At 68.8% G+C, this 21035-nt stretch carries 21 protein-coding genes; 11 read left to right on the top strand and 10 right to left on the bottom strand.

Annotation, left to right across the window (positions count from 1 at the left end):
* Window positions 1-10: 10 nt before the first annotated feature.
* From pstB to hisN, 5 genes are all read right to left on the bottom strand, one after another.
* Complete coding sequence (gene pstB / locus OG884_RS10080; RefSeq protein WP_326646890.1) at window positions 11-829, bottom strand: phosphate ABC transporter ATP-binding protein PstB; 819 nt, start codon at window positions 827-829, stop codon at window positions 11-13.
* Between the two features lie 37 nt (window positions 830-866).
* The gene (gene pstA, locus OG884_RS10075) at window positions 867-1757 is read right to left on the bottom strand and encodes a phosphate ABC transporter permease PstA (RefSeq protein WP_326644385.1); all 891 of its coding nucleotides are present in this window, start codon (window positions 1755-1757) and stop codon (window positions 867-869) included.
* Window positions 1757-2698, bottom strand: coding sequence for a phosphate ABC transporter permease subunit PstC (pstC, locus tag OG884_RS10070; RefSeq protein ID WP_326644384.1), 942 nt, complete (start codon window positions 2696-2698; stop codon window positions 1757-1759). The genes pstA and pstC overlap by 1 nt, the downstream gene beginning before the upstream one ends.
* Entirely contained in the window at window positions 2698-3696 is a 999-nt protein-coding gene (locus OG884_RS10065; RefSeq protein ID WP_326644383.1) for a PstS family phosphate ABC transporter substrate-binding protein, read from the bottom strand. The genes pstC and OG884_RS10065 overlap by 1 nt, the downstream gene beginning before the upstream one ends.
* 456 nt (window positions 3697-4152) lie before the next feature.
* Window positions 4153-4956, bottom strand: coding sequence for a histidinol-phosphatase (gene hisN, locus OG884_RS10060; protein WP_326644382.1), 804 nt, complete (start codon window positions 4954-4956; stop codon window positions 4153-4155).
* A 139-nt stretch (window positions 4957-5095) separates the two neighbouring features.
* Between hisN and OG884_RS10055 the strand changes: the two genes are divergently transcribed.
* Window positions 5096-5554 (top strand): DUF4442 domain-containing protein, encoded by a 459-nt coding sequence (locus tag OG884_RS10055; RefSeq protein WP_326644379.1) that lies wholly within the window; start codon window positions 5096-5098, stop codon window positions 5552-5554.
* A 195-nt stretch (window positions 5555-5749) separates the two neighbouring features.
* Here OG884_RS10055 and rsgA read toward each other — a convergent pair whose 3' ends face one another.
* Window positions 5750-6802: a ribosome small subunit-dependent GTPase A gene (rsgA, locus tag OG884_RS10050; RefSeq protein WP_326646889.1), complete on the bottom strand. Its 1053-nt coding sequence runs from the start codon at window positions 6800-6802 to the stop codon at window positions 5750-5752.
* 73 nt (window positions 6803-6875) lie between these two features.
* The gene (gene aroA, locus OG884_RS10045) at window positions 6876-8153 is read right to left on the bottom strand and encodes a 3-phosphoshikimate 1-carboxyvinyltransferase (RefSeq protein ID WP_326644377.1); all 1278 of its coding nucleotides are present in this window, start codon (window positions 8151-8153) and stop codon (window positions 6876-6878) included.
* Between the two features lie 175 nt (window positions 8154-8328).
* Here aroA and OG884_RS10040 point away from each other — a divergent pair, with 175 nt between their 5' ends.
* On the top strand, window positions 8329-9057 hold the full coding sequence (locus OG884_RS10040; RefSeq protein ID WP_326644375.1) for an SOS response-associated peptidase: 729 nt from the start codon (window positions 8329-8331) through the stop codon (window positions 9055-9057).
* 351 nt (window positions 9058-9408) lie between these two features.
* Window positions 9409-9741 carry a TraR/DksA C4-type zinc finger protein gene (locus tag OG884_RS10035; protein WP_326644373.1) on the top strand — a complete coding sequence of 111 codons (333 nt, stop codon included), beginning with the start codon at window positions 9409-9411 and terminating at the stop codon, window positions 9739-9741.
* A 6-nt stretch (window positions 9742-9747) separates the two neighbouring features.
* On the opposite strand, the gene OG884_RS10030 is transcribed toward OG884_RS10035, so the two are convergent.
* Complete coding sequence (locus OG884_RS10030; protein ID WP_326644371.1) at window positions 9748-10488, bottom strand: class I SAM-dependent methyltransferase; 741 nt, start codon at window positions 10486-10488, stop codon at window positions 9748-9750.
* A 356-nt stretch (window positions 10489-10844) separates the two neighbouring features.
* Here OG884_RS10030 and OG884_RS10025 point away from each other — a divergent pair, with 356 nt between their 5' ends.
* From OG884_RS10025 to OG884_RS10000, 6 genes are all read left to right on the top strand, one after another.
* Window positions 10845-11381, top strand: a complete 537-nt coding sequence (locus tag OG884_RS10025) for a sigma-70 family RNA polymerase sigma factor (RefSeq protein WP_245651911.1) — start codon at window positions 10845-10847, stop codon at window positions 11379-11381.
* A 64-nt stretch (window positions 11382-11445) separates the two neighbouring features.
* On the top strand, window positions 11446-11712 hold the full coding sequence (rsrA, locus tag OG884_RS10020; RefSeq protein WP_326644368.1) for a mycothiol system anti-sigma-R factor: 267 nt from the start codon (window positions 11446-11448) through the stop codon (window positions 11710-11712).
* 253 nt (window positions 11713-11965) lie between these two features.
* A complete protein-coding gene (locus OG884_RS10015) occupies window positions 11966-12910 on the top strand; it encodes an NAD-dependent epimerase/dehydratase family protein (RefSeq protein ID WP_326644366.1) in 945 nt (314 codons plus the stop codon).
* Window positions 12911-13342: 432 nt separating this feature from the next.
* Window positions 13343-14689, top strand: coding sequence for an HD-GYP domain-containing protein (locus OG884_RS10010; RefSeq protein ID WP_326644364.1), 1347 nt, complete (start codon window positions 13343-13345; stop codon window positions 14687-14689).
* Window positions 14686-15966, top strand: coding sequence for an HD-GYP domain-containing protein (locus OG884_RS10005; RefSeq protein WP_326644362.1), 1281 nt, complete (start codon window positions 14686-14688; stop codon window positions 15964-15966). Before OG884_RS10010 ends, OG884_RS10005 begins: the two co-directional genes overlap by 4 nt.
* A 392-nt stretch (window positions 15967-16358) precedes the next feature.
* Window positions 16359-16571: a biotin/lipoyl-binding carrier protein gene (locus OG884_RS10000; protein WP_326644361.1), complete on the top strand. Its 213-nt coding sequence runs from the start codon at window positions 16359-16361 to the stop codon at window positions 16569-16571.
* On the opposite strand, the gene OG884_RS09995 is transcribed toward OG884_RS10000, so the two are convergent.
* Window positions 16561-16959, bottom strand: a complete 399-nt coding sequence (locus tag OG884_RS09995; RefSeq protein ID WP_326644359.1) for a thioesterase family protein — start codon at window positions 16957-16959, stop codon at window positions 16561-16563. The two genes, OG884_RS10000 and OG884_RS09995, sit on opposite strands and share 11 nt — an antisense overlap.
* Before the next feature lie 24 nt (window positions 16960-16983).
* Here OG884_RS09995 and bsaP point away from each other — a divergent pair, with 24 nt between their 5' ends.
* Window positions 16984-17166 (top strand): biotin synthase auxiliary protein BsaP, encoded by a 183-nt coding sequence (gene bsaP / locus OG884_RS09990; RefSeq protein WP_211264308.1) that lies wholly within the window; start codon window positions 16984-16986, stop codon window positions 17164-17166.
* Window positions 17167-17536: 370 nt separating this feature from the next.
* Window positions 17537-19198: a serine/threonine-protein kinase gene (locus OG884_RS09985; RefSeq protein WP_326644354.1), complete on the top strand. Its 1662-nt coding sequence runs from the start codon at window positions 17537-17539 to the stop codon at window positions 19196-19198.
* 54 nt (window positions 19199-19252) lie between these two features.
* On the opposite strand, the gene OG884_RS09980 is transcribed toward OG884_RS09985, so the two are convergent.
* Window positions 19253-20905 carry an acetolactate synthase gene (locus OG884_RS09980; RefSeq protein ID WP_326644353.1) on the bottom strand — a complete coding sequence of 551 codons (1653 nt, stop codon included), beginning with the start codon at window positions 20903-20905 and terminating at the stop codon, window positions 19253-19255.
* Window positions 20906-21035 lie beyond the last annotated feature (130 nt).

Below are 21035 nucleotides of genomic sequence, written 5' to 3'. Positions count from 1 at the left end.
CCAATGTGGGTCAGCCGAAGCGACCTGTGATGTAGTCCTCGGTCCGCTTGTCACTGGGGTTGGTGAAAATGCGGCTGGTCTCGTCGAACTCCACCAGGCGGCCGTGCCGCACGCCGGCTTCGTCCACCTCGGCGGTGAAGAAGGCAGTACGGTCGGAGACGCGGGCGGCCTGCTGCATGTTGTGGGTGACGATGACGATCGTGTAGTCGCGCGTCAGCTCCTGCATCAGGTCTTCGATCTTGGTGGTCGCGATCGGGTCCAGGGCCGAGCAGGGCTCGTCCATCAGGATGACGTCGGGCTTCACCGCGATCGCCCTGGCGATGCACAGACGCTGCTGCTGTCCGCCGGACAGGGAGAGCGCGTTCTGCTTGATCTTGTCCTTGACCTCGTCCCAGAGTGCCGCCTTGGTCAGCGCCTCCTCGACGATCTCGTCCATGTTGCCCTTGATCCCGTTGACCCGGGGACCGTAGGCGATGTTGTCGTAGATCGACTTGGGGAAGGGGTTCGGCTTCTGGAAGACCATGCCGATCCGGCGGCGGACCTCGATCGGGTCCACGTGGTCGCCGTACAGGTTCTCGTCGTGGTAGAGGATCTCGCCGACCGCGCGGGCGCCGGGGATCAGGTCGTTCATCCGGTTGAAGCAGCGGAGCACCGTGCTCTTGCCGCAGCCGGACGGGCCGATCATGGCCGTGATCTCACGGTTGCCGATGGTCAGGTCGACCCCTCGTACCGCCTCGTAGTCACCGTAGAAAACGCTGAGGTTGGAGACGGTGAAGACCGGGTCGAGGGCCTCGATGGTGCGGGGGACTTCGGGGCCGCGCACGTTCACGTTCGGCACGGAAATTCCAATCTCAGACATTCTTACCTCACCAGCGCTTCTGGTAGCGGTTACGGAGCCAGATGGCGACGGAGTTCATCAGGAGCAGGATCGCCAGCAGGATCACGATCGCCGCGGAGGCGAGGATACTGAATTCCTCCTGGGGGCGGCTGATGAAGCTGTAGATCTGTAGCGGCAGGACGGTGAAACTACTCCAGATGCCCTCGGGGTTGAACCGGACCAGCGTCGCGGCGCCGAGCATCAGGAACGGGGCGGCCTCGCCGATCGCACGGGAGAGGGCCAGGATCGAGCCCGTCGCGATGCCCGGGATCGACGCCGGGAGCACCTGGCGGTAGATGGTCTGCCACTGGGTCGCGCCCAGCGCCAGCGAGCCCTCGCGGATCGACGGGGGCACCGCACGGATGGCCTCACGGGCGGAGATGATGACGATGGGCAGTACGAGCAGCGAGATGGTGACCGCGCCGGTCATGACCGTGAAGCCGAACTGCAGCCAGCGGGCGATGATGCCCAGGCCGAGGATGCCGTAGACGATCGAGGGAACGGCCGCCAGGTTGGAGATGTTCAGCTCGATCAGCTTGTTGTACCACTTGGTCCTGTCGGCGTACTCCTCAAGATAGATCGCCGCGAGGATCCCGGTGGGCAGGGCCATGACCGCGGTCAGCGCGATGATCCACAGGGTGCCGAGAATGCCCGACTGGATGCCGGAGGTCTCCGGGCGGCGGATCGAGGGCTGGTTCTCCCAGAGCATCGAGTTGAGCCGAGGCCAGCCCTTCTCGACGACGTAGAACAGCAGCATGGCCAGGAACGCGAGAGCGATCGCGAGACTGGCCAGCAGCGCTATACGGAAGAGGTGCTCCTTGAGCGGGCGTCCCTTGCTCGCCAGTTGCACGGCCGAGCGCGGGGTGGAGAGGATGGCCATCAGTCGTAGACCTCGCGATACTTCTGGACCATGCGGGCGCTGAGGTAGTTCATCGCGAAGGTGATCACGAAGAGCAGGGAACCCACCGCGAAGATGGTCTTGTAGGCGATCGAGCCGACCGAGGCGTCGCCGGAGCCGGCCTGGGCGATGAAGGCCGCCATCGTGGACATCTCGTTGCCCGGGTAGAGCGTGAAGACGGACTTGAACCCGCCCGCGATCGCAACGATCATCGTCTCGCCCGCGGCCCGGGAGATCGCCAGGATGACGGCGGCGACGATGCCGGAGAACGCGGCGGGGACGACGACGCGCACCGAGGTGAGCATCTTGGAGGCACCGAGGGCGTACGAGCCCTCGCGCAGGCCGTTCGGCACCGCGGCCATCGAGTCCTCCGACAGCGACGCGACGATCGGGATGATCATCACGCCGACCAGGAGACCGGCGGCGAGCGCGTTCTTGGCCTCCAGGTCAAGGAAGGGGAAGAGGTCCTTGAGCAGCGGTGTGACGAAGGTGAGGGCGAAGAATCCGAAGACCACCGTCGGAACGCCCGCGAGGACCTCCAGCACCGGCTTGAAGATCTTGCGGGTCCTGCGGGAGGCGTACTCCGACAGGTAGATCGCCGCGGCCAGGCCGAGCGGCACGGCGACCACGATGGCGATGAAGGTGATCTCCACGGTCGCGACGATGAGCGGCCAGACGCCGAACGCGGGCGGGTTGAACAGCGGTCCCCAGTCGGTGGACCCGAAGAACTCGCCGATGCTCACCGAGGCGAAGAACTCGACGGTCGGTTCGAGGAGCGCGATGACGATGCCGATCGTGGTCGCCACCGACACCATCGCCGCGGTCAGCAGAACGGCCTTGACCACGAACTCGCCGTAACGCGGGCGCGACCGCGCCAGGGACCCCTGGGCCCCTGGAACGGTCGCGCGATGCTGTGCCGACATCAGCCGGCGCTCTTCAGCGACGTGATGTCAGCCTTGAGCTTGGCCTCCTGCTCGGCGTTCAGCGGGATGAACTTGGCGTCCTTGGCGATCGCGTTGATGTTGGACGCGTAGTAGTCGAGGAAGGCCGCGACCTCGGGCCGCTTCACCGCGACGGCGGAGGGGTAGATGAACAGCGGGCGGGCGAGCGGGGTGTACTTGCCGCCCTGGGCCGCCTCGACGCTCGGGGCCACGCAGCCGCTGCCCGAGTCGATCTCCACGGCCTTCAGCTTGTCGACGTTCTCCTCGAAGTAGGTGAAGCCGAAGTAGCCCAGGCCACCCTTGGCGCCCGAGACACCGGTGACGATGTCGTTGTCGTTCTCGCTCGGGCTGTAGTCCTTGCGGCTGGCACCCTCCTCACCGTTGATCTCGTCGGTGAAGTAGTCGAAGGTGCCGGAGTCGGTGCCGGGACCGTAGAGCTTGAGCTCCTCGGCCGGGAACTTGGCGTCGACGTCCTTCCAGGTCTTGACCTTGCCCTCGGACGCCGGCTCCCACATCTTCTTGAGCTGGTCGGTGGTCAGGCAGGTGACCCAGTCGTTCTCCTTGGAAACCACGACGGTCAGTGCGTCGGTCGCCACCGTGAGCTCGGTGAACGTGATGCCCTTCGCCTCGCAGGCCGCCTTCTCCTCGTCCTTGATCGCGCGGGAGGCGTTCGAGATGTCGGTCTCGCCTGCGCAGAACTTCTCAAAGCCGCCGCCGGTGCCCGAGGTGCCGACCGGCACCTTCACCTGCGGCTGCTCCTCGCCGAAGAGCTCGGAGGCGGCCTGGGTGAGGGGAGCCACGGTGCTGGAACCGTCGATCTTGACCTCGCCGCTCAGAGCCGCGCCCGCCTCGGTGGCGGGGGCGGCGGACGAGGTGCTGCCGTCGCTGCTGGGCTTGGCGTCGCCACCGCATGCGGCCGCGAGCGAAACGACGAGCGCGGCCGTCGCCACCGCGCTGAGGCGGCGCTGTCCACTGGTCACGGTTATGTTCCTTCTCCGTAGTGAGATCCGTTCTCGATGTCTTCGATGAAACTGTGGCAAGGTGAACGGAAGTGAAACGAGCAGTGACCGGCACCGGAAGAGGTAAGCCCACAGATGTGAATACCTGGGCTTTGCCGGGAGTTTCGTCTTGGCTTGCACTCCCGCGCAGCCGATAGGCCGCCCTTTGGGGCGTTTTAGCCGGAATGTGACCTGGTAGGCAGGGAGGCGTCAGCACATCATCGCTTCCGGCCGAGGCCCTCGCGGGCGTGTCGCTCCGTTCACCTTCCCGACATCCCTCCGGAAGGCGAGCGGAGCTGACCTTGGGCCGAGCACACGGGGCTGACCTCAGGCTGACCTTGGGCCGGGCGCATGGGTACGGCGAGTATCCAGGTGTCTTGGTGACGGCGACGGACGTGTGTGGAAGGCCGGACGGCCGTGCGGGGTCGTGAAGGGGGACTACACGGGGAGGGTGACCGGTCCGCTGCCGAGGCGCTCGAGGACCTTGGCGTGCAGGGGGCCGTTGCTGCACAGCAGGCTGCCACCGTCGATGTCGGGGACGCCCGACAGATCGGTCCAGATGCCGCCGGCCTCCTCGATGATCACGGTCAGCGCCGCGATGTCCCAGGGGGAGAGTTCGGGCTCCGCCGACACGTCGACCGCGCCCTCGGCGACCATCATGTGTGACCAGAAGTCACCGTAGGCACGGCTGCGCCAGACGGAACGGTTCAGGCCGAGGAACGCGTCGAGCTTCCCGGCCTCCTCCCAGCCGCCCAGGCTGGAGTAGGAGAACGACGCGTCCTCCAGGTAGGCGACGGAGGAGACCTGGCAGCGCGTGGCCTTGGTGAGGCTCTTGCCGGTCCAGGCGCCGCTGTCACGAGCGGCCCACCAGCGGCGGCCGAGCGCGGGGGCCGAGACCAGGCCCACGACGACGCGGCCCTGGTCCACCAGGGCGATGAGCGTGGCCCAGACGGGCACTCCGCGCACGTAGTTCTTGGTGCCGTCGATCGGGTCGATGATCCACGAGCGCTCGCCGTAGCCGCTCTTGCCGAACTCCTCGCCGATGATGGTGTCGCGAGGCCGGGCCCGGCCGAGGGTCGCGCGGATCGCCTGCTCGGTCGCCTGGTCGGCGTCGCTCACCGGCGTGAGATCAGGCTTGTTCTCCACCCGCAGGTCCAGAGCCTTGAACCGACGCATGGTCAGATCGTCGGCCGTGTCGGCCATGACGTGCGCGAGGCGAAGATCGTCGTTGTAACCCGTCACGGATGCCAACGTTATCGCGTCGGTGACCGAATTGAGGAGAGTAGGGGGCAAGGGGAACAATCGTGTCGCGTTCCATCGGTCGATGGAGGAACACGGGTCATCCGTTGGCACCGTGGTTACCAGTGAGTAGCATTCTGGCATGACCTTTGATGTGGGCGATTTCATGCTGCAGAGCGTGCCGTTCGCCAGGACGCTGGACATCTCCTTCGACAAGGTGGAGCCGGGTTTCGCCATCGCCCGCCTGGCGGACCGGGCCGAACTGCACAACCACATGGGCGGCCCGCACGCCGGCGTCCTGTTCAGCGTCGCCGAGACCGCCTCCGGGGCCGCCATGCTCGCGGCCTTCGGTGACCGGTTGTCGCGGGCGACCCCGCTGGCGGTGAACGCGACGATCCGCTACGTCAAGCTCGCGAGGGGCGAGGTCGTCGCGGAGGCCCGCCTCCAGGCGTCCCGAGAGGAGGTCGTGGCCAAGCTGGACGCGGGAGAACGTCCTGAGTTCGACATCACCGTCGAGATCAGGACCGCGGACGGCACTCTCGTATCCGAGATGACCGTCGCCTGGACGTTGCGTATCAATGGCGACGCCGGCGCGCGTTGATGGCGACGCCGGCGTGTGTTGTTGGCGACGCCGGCGCGTCGCGGTTCGGCCGCTGGGATCCGGCTCCTTCCCTCGTCGAGGGAGGCCGCTCGTTCCTCGCAACCTCCCTCTCCTCAGTCCAGTCCCCGGCGCGGCCTCACGGGTAGTCCTTCGGGGGGCGTCTTAGGCACGTCCTCCATGACGCTTCTGGGGGGCCTAGTCGTCGTCGGGGGCACCTTCGCGGCTGGCGAGGAGGCGGCGTAGGGAGGTCAGGCGGGCCTGGTCGGCGTGGCCGGCGGCTACCCAGGCATCCAGGGCGCACTCCTCGGAGAGGTGGTTGCAGCCCTTCGGGCACTGGACGGTGCCCTCGACCAGGTCGGGGAAGCCCGCCAGGACCGTTTCCACCGAGACATGGGCCAGACCAAAGCTGCGGACCCCGGGGGTGTCGATGATCCAGCCACTCTCCGGCAGTTCAATGGCGACGGCGGAGGTGGAGGTGTGACGGCCCCGGCCGGTCACCGCGTTCACGTGCGAGACGGCCCGGTTGGCATCCGGCACCAGGGCGTTGACCAGGGTGGACTTACCCACCCCCGAATGGCCGACGAGCACGCTGATCCGGCCCCTGAGGCGCTCCCGCACCTCTGCCAGGCCGCCGCCCTTGGAGACCACCAGGTACGGCACGCCGAGGGGGTCGTACAGCGAGACCAGCTCGTCGGGCGAGGCGAGGTCTGACTTGGTGAGGCAGAGCAGCGGCTCGATATCGGCGTCGAAGGCCGCCACCAGCATCCGATCGATCATGCGGGGCCGGGGCGGCGGATCGGCCAGGGCCGTCACGATGACGAGTTGGTCGGCGTTGGCGACCACGGGCCGCTCGATGCCGTCTGTGTTGTCGGTGTCGTCCGCGGAGCGGCGGAGCATGGAGACGCGGGGCTCCACCCGCACGACGCGAGCCAGCGTGTCGGCCATGCCGGAGACGTCGCCCACCAGGGCCACCCGGTCGCCGACCACGATTCCCTTGCGGCCCAGCTCGCGGGCCTTCATCGCGACCACGACCCGGCCGCTCATCGAGGCGCCCGCAGCCTGGTCCTTCTTGCGGCGGCGCCCCCGCTCGCCCGCCGACTCGACCAGGCACGTGTAGCGCCCGCGGTCGACGGCGACCACGAACGCCGGGATCGCGTCCTCATGGGCAGGACGGATCCGGGTCCTGGGCCGGGACCCCTTCCCCGGCCTGACCCTGACGTCGTCCTCGTCGTACTCGCGCTTTCTCAGTTTCTCCGCCTTGTCCGGCCCGGTGCGCCCCCGAGAAGGGCCGCGACTACCGGGCCTGCCGGCCGGTCGCCCCTCACCGCGCGCCGCGCAGCATGTCCGCCCACATGGAGGCGAACTCGGGGAGGGTTTTACCCGTGGTGGCGATGTCCTCCACCTCGACGCCGGGCACGGCCAGTCCGATGACCGCTCCGGCGGTGGCCATCCGGTGGTCGGCGTAGGAGTGGAACACGCCGCCGGTGAGCGGTCGGGGCCGGATCTCCAGGCCGTCCTCGGTCTCGTTCGCGTCGCCGCCGAGACCGTTGATCTCCGCGACCAGAGCGGCCAGCCGGTCGGTCTCGTGCCCGCGGATGTGGGCGACACCGCTGATCCTGCTGGGGGAGTCGGCGAGAGCGGCCAGCGCGGCGATCGTCGGGGTCAGCTCGGCCACGTCGCGCAGGTCCGCCTCGATTCCGGTGATCCGTCCGGTACCGGTGACCGCCAGCCCCTCAGCCGTGTGCTCCACCGAGGCGCCCATGTCGGCCAGCAGCGTGCGCAGCTGGTCACCCGGCTGAGTCGTCCGCGCGGGCCAGTCGGGAATGGTGACCGTGCCGCCTGTCACCATGGCGGCGGACAGGAACGGTGCCGCATTGGACAGGTCGGGCTCCACCGTGAAGTCCCTCGCCCCGATGGGGCCGGGCTCGACCCGCCAGACGTCCGGCTCGGAGTCGTCCACCACGACGCCGAACTCGCGCAGCATCTGAACGGTCATCTGGATGTGCGGCTGCGAGGGGATCGGCGGGCCGTCGTGGCGTACCGTCACGCCCTTCTCGAAGCGTGCGGCGGTCAGCAGCAGGCCGGAGAGGAACTGCGAGGAGCCCGACGCGTCGAGCCTGACCTCGCCGCCGGTCAGCGGGCCCCTGATGGTGAAAGGCAGTGCGTCACCTGTCACCTCGGCGCCAAGGGCGCGCAGCGCGCGGAGGATCGGGCCCATCGGGCGCTTGCGCGCGTGCGGGTCGCCGTCGAAGAACACTTCACCCCTGGCCAGTGCCGCCATGGGCGGCACGAAGCGCATGACCGTGCCCGCCAGTCCCACGTCGATGTGGGCGCCGCCGGTGACGGGGCCGGGCGTGATCGCCCAGTCGACGCCGGAGGCGCTCTCGTTGGAGGGGGTCATCGTCGCGCCCAGTGCCCGCAGCGCGTCCGCCATCAGGTCGGCGTCACGGCTGCGCAGCGCCAGCCGTACCGTGCCGGGTCCCTCGGCCAGTGCGGCGAGCAGTAGCGCGCGGTTGGTCACGGACTTCGACCCGGGCAGGGGAACGGTCGCGCGGACGGGTTCGGTCGCGGTCGGTGCGGGCCACAGCGGAGCGGACATGTCCAAAAGCCTAGCTGTGTTGTCGGCGACGCTGCGCGTCGCGGTTCGGCCGCTTAGACCCGGCTCTCCTCAGTCCAGTCCACGGCGCGGCCTCACAGGGCGTCCCTGAGGGGAGAGATCTTGGGTACTTCCCGGTGGGGGCTTCCGGTGTGCTGTGGCGTGGCAAAGTGGAGGTATGTGCGGGAGATACGCGTCTGCGCGGGACAAGCACGAGTTGCTGGAGGAGTTCCAGGTCGAGCTCGATGGGGCTGCCGACGAAGAACTCAGGCCCGACTACAACGTCGCGCCCACGAAACCGGTGTACGCGGTGATGAGCCGGGTGCCGAAGGCCGATCCGGACGGCCGCCCGGTCCGGCAGCTCCGCGTGGTCCGCTGGGGGCTGGTCCCCGCCTGGGCGAAGGACCCGTCCGTCGGCTCGAAGATGATCAACGCACGGGTGGAGACGGTGGCGGAGAAACCCGCCTACCGCAAGGCGTTCGCGGAGCGCAGATGCCTGCTGCCCGCCGACGGGTATTTCGAGTGGGTCGTGCTCGACGAGAAGGACGCCAAGGGCAAACCGAAGAAGCAGCCCTACTTCGTCCGCCCCGCCGACGGCGGTGTGCTGGCCATGGCGGGGCTGTACGAGTTCTGGCGGGACCGTGGCCGGGCCGAGGACGACCCGCTCTCCTGGCTGGTGACCTGTACGATCATCACGACCGATGCCGTGGACGAGGCCGGTGCGGTACACGACCGGATGCCGATGCTGATCGAGCGCGACCGGTGGAGTGAGTGGCTCGACCCGGGAGTGCCCGACGCGCGGGAGTTCCTGATCCCTGCGGGCTCCACGGGGCTGGAGGTCTATCCGGTCTCCACCGCGGTCAACTCGGTACGCAACAACAGCCCCGAGCTCATCGAGCCGATGTAGGAAGCCGATGTAGGAAGGGGAGGGCGGCGGCCGGCCGCCTCTCTGATCTCCACTGCGGTCGGCTCGGCGGGCGACAACAACAGCTCCGAGCTCGTCGAACCGGCGAGGCAGGGGGAGGGCCGCCGCCGGGCGCTCTTCTGAAAACGTTAGTTAATCCGGCGTGACGGGCGCTCTTCTGAAAACGCCGGTTAATCCGGTGTGAAACTTCTGACAAATGGGCATCCGCTGAGGAAAGCGGTGCCTCGTGACGAGTGTGCGAGATCACCGTCGCCAGAGCTCACCCCCTTGCGCCTGACGGGAGAGTCGGGGATCCCTTCACAGGCCGCCCTCGTTTCCCGGAGGTGCGGATTCGTGGATGTCGCGACCGCGCGCGAGCGTCTGAAGAGCATGCTCGCCGAACTCGACCGTTCCATCGGAGTCCTTCGCGGGGATTCACTCGCCGCGCGGGACAGATCCCCTGCGGACGCCGGTTCCGAGTTGACCGACTCCGATCGCGACAGGGCACTGCTGGAGGTGGCCACCCGGCACCGAGGCTCGGTGATCGAGGCGCTCAGGCGGATGGACGAGGGGTGCTACGGACTCTGCGCGGACTGCGCCATGCCCGTCCCGGAGAGCAGGCTGGAGGCGCGCCCCGAGGCCACCCGCTGCGTCCAGTGCCAGTCCAAACGCGACCGCAGACGCTGACCACCGCTAATAGGGCCGGCGGGCGCTGGCGACCAGGTGGATGCCCACCGTGTCGTCGTCTTCGGGGTGGGTGTCCAGTTCGGTGTTGACCAGCCAGGTGAGCGCGCGGGAGTCGGAGGCGAGCACATGGTCGACGGTCGAGGGAGACAGCACCGTGCGTGGCCGTACCCATTCGACCTCCAGGCCCGCCTCGGTGAGCAGCTCGCGGAGCTGGGCGCTGCTGAAGCAGCGGGTGATGCTGCCGTCGGGCCAGGGAACGAGCATGACCTCGCCGGTCTGGCGCAGGTGGGCCCAGTAGTTCTGCTCGGCGAGGATCGCCATCCCCAGCACCAGGGAGTCGACGCAGACCAGCGCCCGGCCGCCGGGACGCAGAACCCTGGCGACATCGTCGATCGCGGACTCGGCCATGAGCTCCACGGACATCGCCCGATCCTCGGCGAGCACGGCGTCCACGCTGCAGTCGGGCAGGAAGCGCAGGTCGTCGGCGCGTACCTGGCTGACCCTGGAGATGTCGTGCAGCGGCTGGTCGTCCGCGGGCCGACGGAAGTCGACCACCTCGATCACCCGGTGTCCCGCCTTCGCCGCCTGGACGGCCCAGCGGCCGTTGCCGCAGGACATGTCGAGGACGGTGGAGGGGGTTTCCGGCAGCCATCGGCCCAGTTGCTCGGCCGCGACCGCGTGATAGAAGGTCCAGTACGGCCCGAGCGCACCTGAGCCGTTCAGCTCTTCGGCCGGGATGGGCAGCACAAGCAGCTCCTGGCGTCGGGAGGATCCGGTGGTCTTTTGATTACCTGCCGGTACGTAACTTCTTTTCCCCGTACCGGGTTGTTCGTCACCTTCTATCTTGCGGGAACAGATGGCCGGACGAGCGTGTTGCAAGCGGACAACGCACGATCCTTTCGGAGGTTGGCAAACAGATGCTCGCCTTGATCGAACCCGTCACCCGCCCCGGTGATCGGGCCATCCCCGTTGAGCGGGTATCCTCCGCTCAGTACGGTGTCCCGCGTCAACAGGACTCCGGCGATCTTAAGGGGGTGGGTCCGGTCCCTGCGACAGACGAGGAGACTCTGGAGCAGCGGAGCACACGGTTCGAGCGGGATGTCATGCCCTATCTCGACCAGCTCTACTCTGCCGCACTTCGGATGACCCGGAACCCCGCGGACGCCGAGGACCTTCTTCAGGAGACCTTCGCCAAGGCCTTCGCGTCCTTCCACCAGTTCCAGCAAGGCACGAACCTCAAGGCGTGGCTTTACCGAATCCTGACCAACACCTTCATCAACAGTTACCGCAAGAAGCAGCGGGAGCCCAAGCAGTCAGGCGCGGAGGAGATCGAGGACTGGCAGCTGGCCAGGGCCGAGTCGCACACCTCGGCCGGGCTGAAGTCCGCGGAGGTCGAGGCGCTGGAGCACCTTCCGGACACCGACGTGAAGCGCGCGCTGGCAGCGCTTCCCGAGGAGTTCCGCATCGCGGTCTATCTCGCCGACGTCGAGGGCTTCCCGTACAAGGAGATCGCGGACATCATGGGGACCCCCATCGGGACCGTGATGTCGCGGCTGCACCGTGGCCGTCGCCAGCTGCGGACCCAACTTGAGGACTACGCCCGTGAGCGTGGCCTGGTTCCCGCGGAAGGTGCGAAGTGAGCGAGCGAGACAGGAACGGCGATCCCGCCCCGGCGGCCTCCTCACCCCTGGGCGGGGTGATCGCATGAGCTGTGGCGAGCACCACGACACCGACTGTCGTGAGGTCCTGGACAAGGTCTACACCTACCTGGACGGCGAGCTCGACGAGAGTAACTGCGCGGACATCCGCCAGCACCTGGACGAGTGCCACCCCTGCCTGGAGGAGTACGGCCTGGAGCAGGTCGTCAAGCAACTCGTCGCCAAGCACTGCGGCTGCGAGCACGTCTCGGAAGACCTGCGGGCCAAGGTGCTCAGCCGGATCGACCAGGTACGCTCCGAACTCGCCCACTGACAGTGATGGTGTAGGTGAGTGCCTCCTGGTGGGGGCCGACCCGACTACTGATCGACCTCCCGGGATTTCGGTACGGTCGTGGCCGTCGAGTCCGGCGAGGGCCGCCGGGTTCACCCGGCGGGTGAATCGCTTCCCTGTTATGGTTCCTGGGTTCGAAACGGTCATGGCTTGGCCGTCGGTTCCCTCGGCCGAGGAAACCGGGAAGCCACTCCCCTCGTGGAGCGGAGGAGTCACACGACGATGGGGGTTGCTCATGCGCATACTCGTGACCGGTGGGGCGGGGTTCATCGGATCCACCCTCGTTGACCGGCTGCTGGCCGACGGGCACGAGGTCGCGGTGGTGGACGACCTGTCCGGCGGCGACCGCGGCAACCTGGTCCGCGCCGCGGAGAGCCCCCTGTTCGCCCTGCATGTGATGGACATCCGGGACCCGGCCCTGATCGGCCTGGCTGCCGAGTGGAGACCCGAGGTCGTCTGCCACCTCGCCGCGCAGATCAGCGTGCGCAAGAGCGTGGCCGACCCGGTACACGACGCCAGGCTCAACGTCGAGGGCACCGCGTCGGTCCTGACGGCCGCCCACCACGGTGGCACCCGCAAGGTCGTCTTCGCCTCCTCGGTCGCGGTCTACGGCAGGCCGGCGGTCATTCCGGTCCCCGGCGCCGCGGCGACCGACCCGCGCTCTCCGTACGCGGCCTCCAAGCTCAGCGCGGAGACCTACCTGGCCACGTTCAAGGCGCTGCACGGCATCGACTACACCACGCTGGTGCTCTCCAACGTCTACGGTCCGCGCCAGTCGCCCGACGGCGAGGCGGGGGTGGTCGCCATCTTCACGGACGCGCTGCTCAACGGCACCCCCACGGTGGTGTACGGCGACGGTACCCAGACTCGCGACTACATCTTCGTCGACGACGTGGTCGACGGCTTCGCCCGCGCCTGTGGCACCAAGGGGGGCGGCGGCCGCTTCAACCTGGGCACCGGAGTCGAGACCACCGACCGGAGGCTGCACTCCCTGGTCGCCGCGGCGGCGGGGGCCGTCGACGAGCCGGGTGAGGCGCCGGCCCGTCTGGGAGATCTACCGGCCATGGCCGTCGATCCGGCCCCCGCCCTCGATGGGCTCGGCTGGCGCCCCCAGACAGACCTGGCCGCGGGCCTGAAGGCCACGGTCGACTGGGCGAGGACCAGGAACGCGAGCCTGTAGTACCCGGCGCCCGTTTCGTGGGCTGTCGGCGGGCTCCGCCGTGGCACACTCAGGGCTTGGGGCCGGGGTGCGAGTGGCCGACGGCCTCTCGGGTCTGTGGATTTTCCGGCGCCGGTGACTCCTTCGCTGCACGGAGACGCCGGGCCGACTCAGTAGACCTGGCGGCCTCGAACGTGGGAACCACAGCCGGGAGGCGACCCGTCTGCCGGGTGAAGTCGGCGGTCCCGGCGCCAAACGCGATGTCAATCGGTGATTGGCCGGTTACGCTTTGCTTGTGATTGGCTGTCTTGCCCTCCTGATCTGGTTCGCTTCTGTAGCCTGAGTGCGAAATCGACGTGGAGGCAGCGCATGTTGAAGGAAATGGTCGACCCGGCCCATCCTGGGATCTCCTGGACCTGAACGCGCGCCTTTCGGAACCCTAGGGTGGCCGCTTTGCGTGGACTGCCATGGTTTGCCAAGGTTTATCTGATCCTTGTCATCGGAGCCGCCTTCGTGCTGCTCGGATACAGCGTGGCGGCGGACGGTCGTCTGGATCGGCTCGACTGGTCCAACCTCATGGTGCTGGCCCTGCTGTTCCTGGTGTGCGAGTCGGTGCCCACCCTGCTGAACGTCAAGCAGGCGGCGGTGTCGGTCAGCTTCTCCGCAGTGCTCGCCGCGGTGGTGCTGCTCGGCCCCGAGGGGGCGGCGCTGGTCGGCATGACGGCCATGTTCAGCGTGCGGCCAGGCCTGCCGCTGGTGAAGCGGCTGTTCAACAGCGCCCAGTTCGCCATCTGTGGCTACGTCGCGGGCCGGGTCTACGTGGCGCTCGGCGGCAGGGCCGAGGTGCCCACCGTCGCCGGATTCGACGAGATCATCGTGCCGTTCGCGGGCGCGGCGGCCGTCTTCGTGCCCCTCAACTTCGTCCTGATCGCGTTCGTGCTGACGTTCACGGGCCAGGCCGATCAGGTGCCGCTGCGGGGCCTGGCCCAGTTCATGGTCTCCTACTTCGGTTACGCCACCTTCGGCCTGCTGATCGCGGGGCTGTGGGCCACGGTCAGCTCGATCTCCGCGGTGCTCGTGCTGCTCCCGCTCTTCGTGGCTCGCTGGGCCTTCGGTCAATACTTCGCGCAGCAGCGCTCCTACGACGCCACGATCGCCGCGCTCTGCCAGGCGGTGGAGACCAAGGACTACTACACGCGCGGCCACTGCACCCGCGTCTCCCTGGCCGCAGGAATGATCGCCGAGGAGATCGGCATGGGGTCCGAGCGGTTGCGCGCGATCCGCTACGCCGGAATGCTCCACGACGTGGGCAAGCTGGGCGTGCCGACCAAGGTGCTGCAGAAGGACGGCCCGCTCAGCGAGGAGGAGTTCGCGGCCATCCAGCTCCACCCGATGCGCGGGCTGGAGATCGTGCGCGGCATCGACTTTCTGGACGAGGCGTTCGCCGGGATCATGCACCACCACGAGCGGCAGGACGGCAAGGGCTACCCGATGGGGCTGGCGGGGGACGAGATCCCCGAGTTCGCCAGGATCATCGCGGTGGCCGACGCCTTCGACTCGATGACCTCGGACCGTTCCTACCGCAACGCCCGCCCGCGCGAGGTGGCCATGACCGAGTTGCGCAAGGGGGCCGGCACCCAGTTCGACCCGGTGATGGTCGTCGCGTTCATCAGGGCGGTCGACCGTGACGGCTGGGAGCCGCCGCGCACCGTCGTCACACCCCCGGCCGACGTGGCGGAGACCACCACGAAGGACCACGACGACCCGACCATGCCCATTCAGGTGGTGTCCGAGCGATGAACGGCTCCGGGGTCAACCGGGCTTTCCAGACGCTCGACTCGGGCCAGCTTCTGCTGATCTGCGCGGCGGGCCTCCTGGCGGTGGCCGGGGTGGCCCACACGGCCGCGACAGGGTTGCTCGATCCCCAGATCGCCGTCGCCTTCGGCGCGTTGATCGCGGCAGGGGAACTGGCCAGGCTGACCATGCCCGGCAACAGGGAGGTGGCGCCGATCGGCGCGGCGGCCGCGCTCGGTTACACGCTCCTGCTGGACATGGGCGGCGTTCCCACCCGGCACTCGGCGCTTCAGGTCGTCGCGGTGCTCTCGGTCGGCATGGTCGCCGGGGCACTGCCGCATCTCGCGGTGGGCCGCCCGCCCCGCCTGGACGCGATGGCGCGCAGGCTGCTCACCGGTGCCCTGCTCGCGCTGGCCTACCGGCCGCTGGCCGGGCCACTGTTCGACCTGGCCAGAGACGATGAGAGTGGCTGGTGGCCCGCACTCGGCGTGATGGCCCTGTTCATCCTGCTCATGGTGGTGGCCGACGTGCTGCTGGCCGCCATGCTCCGGGCCGAGCAGGTGCGTGCCGCCTTCAAGGTGGCCGTTCACGACGAGCTGTGGATGGCCGCGCCGCTGGGGGCCGCCGTCGCGGCCTCGGGCATCCTGCTCGCGCTCGCCTCACACAGCATGGACATGGCCGCGCTGCTGGTCTTCGCGGCACCGCTACTGGTCACCCAGGTCGCCTTCCGCAAGTATGCCGGGATCAGGGCCACCTACCTGCAGACCGTACGCGCGCTGTCGCGGGTCACCGAGGTCGGTGGCTACGTCGAGCCGGGGCACTCCCGCCGGGTGAGCCGCCTGGCGGTGGCGGTCGGGCGGGAGCTCGGCACGGCCGAGCCCGAGCTGCTGGAACTCGAATACGCCGCGCTCATGCACGACATCGGTCAGCTGTCGCTGCGCGACCCGATTCCCGGTGGTGCCACGGTCCTCACCGATCCCGAGCAGGCACGGCGCATCGCAGAGCTGGGTGCGGAGGTGATCAGGCAGACCGGGGTGCTGGACCGGGTGGCCGAGATCGTCCGTCGTCAGTGTGACACCTGCGCCGAGATGCCGCCCACGGCCAGCCACATCATCAAGGCGGCCAACGCCTACGACGATCTGGTAGGTGGTTCCAGCGACCGTGACCGGGCCGGTGCCGCGCTGGAGCGGCTCCGTCTCGGCGCGGGCAGGGAGTACGATCCGACGGTCGTCGAGGCGATGGCCAGAGTGATCGACAGGCTGGCCCCGATCCATCGGCTTTAGGCTTCCCCTACAGGTACACGCCGATTCCCGGAGGTTTCCGTCCGCTCACCCTTACGGGGTTCCTGCAGATCGCGTGCCGCGATCGGTGGTTTCGGGCGAACGGTTCCGCGCTCTGGAGCGCGCCCGGGAGGCTCTTGAGCTCTTGAGCGTACAGGAGGGTCTTGGAGTGTGCAGGAGGGTCTGGAGTGTGGCAGGAGGGTCTGGAGCGCGCCCGGGAGGCCGTGGCAAGCTTCTGGGGGAGGTCCGAAGAACAAACCTGTCGTTCTGCCTGGAGCCGCTGGAACGGCCGGAGTTCCTCGATGGAAAGTACGGCACAGGGCTGGTATCTCGTATGCGAGCATGATCAGCTCTGTCTGGCACAGTTGGAGAACGTTGAATGATGGGAGTTTCCGGTGGCTGAGATCCGCGCTGAGATGGTGGCGAATGTCTGGAAGATCCTCGTGGCCGAGGGTGACACCGTCGAGGACGGCGACACCCTGCTCATTCTTGAGTCGATGAAGATGGAGATCCCCGTCCTCACTGAGGACAGCGGCGTGATCGCCAAGTTGCAGGTCGCCGAGGGTGACGTCATCCAGGAGGGCGACCTGATCGCCGTCATCGAGTAGTTCCCCCTCCGGGGGTGAGGCGCGCGAGGAAGCGCTCGCGGTCGACGACGACGCGCTCGATCGTTCCGCTCGCGACGAGGGCCTCCCGGTCGCGGGCGGTGAAGCCGAAGACCAGGCGGCGGCCGTCGACCTCGGTGAGTTCGACGGCGACCTCGACGTGTGCGCCTACCGGGCTGGCCGCCAGGTGCTCCAGGGAGACCCGTGTGCCCACGGAGGTCTGGCCGGGGGCCAGAGCTCCCGCGACCGCCTGGCGGGTCGCCTGTTCCGCGAGGGCCAGCACGCGAGGGGTGGCCAGCACGGGGACGTCCCCGCTGCCGACCTTCGCCGCGGTGTCCTCTCTCTCCACCATGATGAGAAGCCGTGCCTGCAGACCGGGAGCGAGCGTCATGCGCGCCAGCATAGGGTCTGTCTTGTGACCCCGTACTGCGACCACTGTGGCCGCCCGGAGGGCGAGGCCGACCACGCCGGGTGCCGGGCCGCTCGCGTGATGGAGCCGCCCCGTTACTGTGCCCGCTGCCGCCGCCGGATGGTGGTGCAGGTGACCCCCGGTGGCTGGTCCGCGCGCTGTGCCGAGCACGGTGTGACGAGCGGCTGACGGTGAGTACGGTGCGCCGGGCTTTTCCCTCGAACGTGGTTCGGTGGATATGAGCTGCTTTCGCCCCGGCTTACGCCTTATCTGCGTAGTCTTGTAGGGTTTACACGCTTTGCTGATGTGTCGCGGGTTGCCGTCGTGACATCCGGGTTGGCTGTTTCGAGCCTGCCTCCCGGGTCGCCCCGGACGCAGAGGCCTGCAAGGTGTATAAGTACGCCAAAAGTGCCGGATTTTGTGCGATGCTACGGCACGCGTCTTTTTTGCGAGCTATACGGCATGCAGGGTTTCGTTACAGCGCCGTGATGGTGCCGCGATGCGAATCCGCTTTGTTGGAGAGCTCTGGGGTAGGAGTGGAGAGGGTTACGGGGGAGTCATGGTGGCCCAAGGCACGACGCTGGCGGGGCGGTATCGCCTAAACACCCGCATCGGCGCCGGTGGTATGGGCGAGGTGTGGAAGGGCGAGGACATGGTCCTGGCCCGCACCGTCGCCGTCAAGGTGCTGCTCCCGGGCCGTACCGACGATCCGGGCTTCCTGGTTCGCTTCCAGGGCGAGGCCAGGGCGATGGCGACGATCAACCATCCCGGGGTCGTCGACGTGTACGACTACGGGGTTCACGAGGTACCCGGCGCGGGGGCTACGGCGTACCTGGTGATGAAGTTCGTCGACGGCGAGCCGCTCGACCGCCTGCTCGGGCGGCTGCGACGCATCGCCCCCGGGGCCGCGATGGACCTCATCTCCCAGGCGGCCTCGGCGCTGCAGGCGGTCCACGACCAGGGCATCGTCCATCGGGACATCAAGCCGGGCAACCTGCTGGTGCGGTCGGACGGCACCCTGGTGCTCACCGACTTCGGCATCGCCAGATCCGACACCGCCAGCCGGCTGACGGACGCGGGCATGGTGCTCGGCACCGCCGCCTACTGCGCGCCGGAGCAGGCGGAGGGCGCACCCGTCACGCCCGCCGTGGACATCTACGCGCTGGGCGTGGTGGCGTACGAGTGCCTGGCCGGGCAGCGCCCGTTCGACGGTGACACGCCGGTCACCATCGCGCTCAAGCACATCCGAGAGGCGCCGCCGCCGCTGCCGCCGGACGTCCCGCCCGCGGTCCGGGCGCTTGTGGAGCGCTCCCTCGCCAAGGATCCGGCCCGGCGCTTCCCCAGTGCCGCCGCCATGAGCGCCGCCGCCAGGCAGGCGGCCTTCGGCTCGGAGGATGCCACCGCGCTGTCGCCGCAGGCAGGGAACGTCCCGGAGACCGGATGGCAGGTGCAGGCACCCCAGCAGGGGCCGCAGGGACAGACCGGTTGGCAGGGCCAGGGGCCGGCCATGCCGCAGACGGGCGGCTGGCAGGACGCGGTGCAGCACCCCACCACGTCGGCGCACGGGGTGGGGCCGGTCACCGAGACGGTCTCGCAGCACCGCGGTCGCCGCGCCGCGCCGAAGCAGAGGCGCAAGGGAGGGGTGATCGCGGCGTCGGTGGCGGCGGGCGCGATATGCGTCGGCCTCGTCACGGTGGCGATCAACGGGCTGGCGGCCTCAGGCTCGGTCCCTGACCCCGACCTCATGGGGGGGCAAACGGTGCCCACCGTCAGCACGTCGCCGACGCCGCAGAAGCAGGGGAACCGCAAGTCGCGGACCCCCACTCCTACGGTGACCCGCCTGACCCCGGACGAGCGGCCCACGCCGACGGAAACCCAGGGCGACAGGCCGTCGTCCCCCACCCCGACGGCCACGAAGTCGCGGACCCCCACCCCGACTCCCACCCCGACTCCCACTCCCACCCCCACTTCGCTGCCGAAGAAGAGCGTTCCGGCCACCGTCGGGATGACGCCGGGGGCCGCGAGCGCGACGCTCAAGCAGGCGGGCTTCAAGGTGAAGCTCTCCTACAGTGCCGACGTCGACCACTCCCGGTGCGTCGGGGTGGTCGAGTCACGCCCCGGCGCGGGCACGATGTGGGATCCGGCCAAGCCGGTGGAGATCATCGCCGTCAACGTCGACTGCCCGCCCACGCCGACCCCCACGCCGACCCCCAAACCCTAGGCTCGCGAGGTAGCCGCCCCGGTCCCGCACGCGGGACCGGGGCGCGGGGCGTCTCTAGATGCCCGTGGTCTGGCGGGGGTAGGCCACCGAGGGGTCGGTGGCGATGTTGACCATGTAGGGCACACCGGAGTCGAACGCGCGGCGCAGGGCCGGGCCGATCTGCGAGGGGTCGGTGACGAGCTCGCCGCCGCCGCCGAGGGCGGTCACCACCTGGTCGTAGCGGCACTGCGGCTGGAGGTCCGCGGCCACGTCATAGCCGTAGAGCATCTGCATGGGGTGCTTCTCCAGACCCCACATGCCGTTGTTGCCGCAGATCATCACGACCGGCAGGCGGTGCCGCACGAGCGTGTCGACGTCCATCAGCGAGAAGCCGGCCGCGCCGTCGCCGAGCAGCAGCACCACCTGCGAGGAGGGGCGGGCCACCCGGGCGGCGATGGCGTAACCCAGGCCCGTGCCCAGGCAGCCGTACGGACCCGGGTCGAGCCAGTTTCCCGGCTGCCTCGGCTCGACGTACTTGCCCGCGTACGAGACGAAGTCGCCGCCGTCACCGATCACCACGGCGTCGTCGGCGAGGACCTTGCCCAGCTCGCCGTAGATCCGCATCGGGTGGATCGGGTCGGCCGCGGACTCCAGCAGGGCGGTGTCGGCGGCGACGGCGGCCGAGGCCGCCTCGGAGAGCCGGGTCACCCAGGGCGCGTAGGCCTTGGGAGACACGCCCGCTTCGGCACAGGCCATGCCGAGCCCCCAGAAGAGCAGCGAGAGGTCACCGGCGGCGGCGCCGACGGGGTCCATGTGCGTGGTCAGCTGCGACGGCGTGTCGGCCAGGTGCACGACCTTGGCGAGCGGGGTGCCGTCCTTGCCACCGAACCAGCCGTAGCCGAGGCGGAAGTCGATCGGGGTGCCGGCCACGATCACCAGGTCGGCCTGGGAGAACGCCATTCCCCTGGCCCGGGTGACCAGCAGTTCGTGGCCGGCGGGCAGGACGCCGCGGCCCTGGCCGTTGGGGATGACCGGCAGGCGGTACTCCTCGGCGAAGCTCCTGGCGACCTCCTCGGCGCGGTCCATCCACACGTCGGAGCCGAGCACCAGCACCGGGCGCCGGGCCTCGGCGATCAGACGGGCGATCGCGGCCAGCGCGTCGGGGTCGGGCTCCAGCGGCGACGGGGTCAGCGTCTCGGGGGCACCTTCGAGCGGGGGTGCGGCCGAGAAGAGGTGGTCCATGTGGAAGTCGAGGAACACGGGGCCGCGGTGCGGGGCGAGGGCGGTACGGAAGGCCATCTCCACGTCCTGCGCGACGGAGTCGGGGCCCGAGCCGGTGAAGGCCAGCTTGGTGATCGGCGCGAACAGCGGTGGGTGGTCGATCTCCTGCAGCGCGCCCGACCCCCACCGAGACTGCGGGGCCCGGCCTCCCATGACCACGACGGGGGACCCGTTGAAGTGCGCGGTGGCCACCCCGCTGACGCCGTTGGTGATGCCGGGCCCCGCGGTGAGCACGGCCAGTCCGGGTTTGCGGGTAAGCCGCGCGGTCGCCTCGGCGGCGAAGACGGCACTTTGCTCGTGGCGGACGTCGAGGATGGACATCCCCTCGTGGACAGCCCCGTCGTAGAGCGGGAAGACATGCCCACCCGACAGGGTGAACATGGTCTCGATGCCGTATGCCTTGGAGACGGCGACCGCGATGTCACCTGCGTGCTTCGGAGACTCCATATCGCGCAACCTACCAGTCAGTCACTTAGCCGAACATGGATTGTTCTCCCTGCCCGGATCCCCTCGCCTGATGCGGGTGGCACATACGGCATCTGGCGGGAAACAGGCGACCGGCTTCGTCGGCGGGAGG

Source organism: Streptosporangium sp. NBC_01755, assembly GCF_035917995.1.
Classification (GTDB): domain Bacteria; phylum Actinomycetota; class Actinomycetes; order Streptosporangiales; family Streptosporangiaceae; genus Streptosporangium.
The sequence above is the reverse complement of the archived record's forward strand: the minus strand, read 5'-3'. Positions and strand labels throughout refer to the sequence as shown.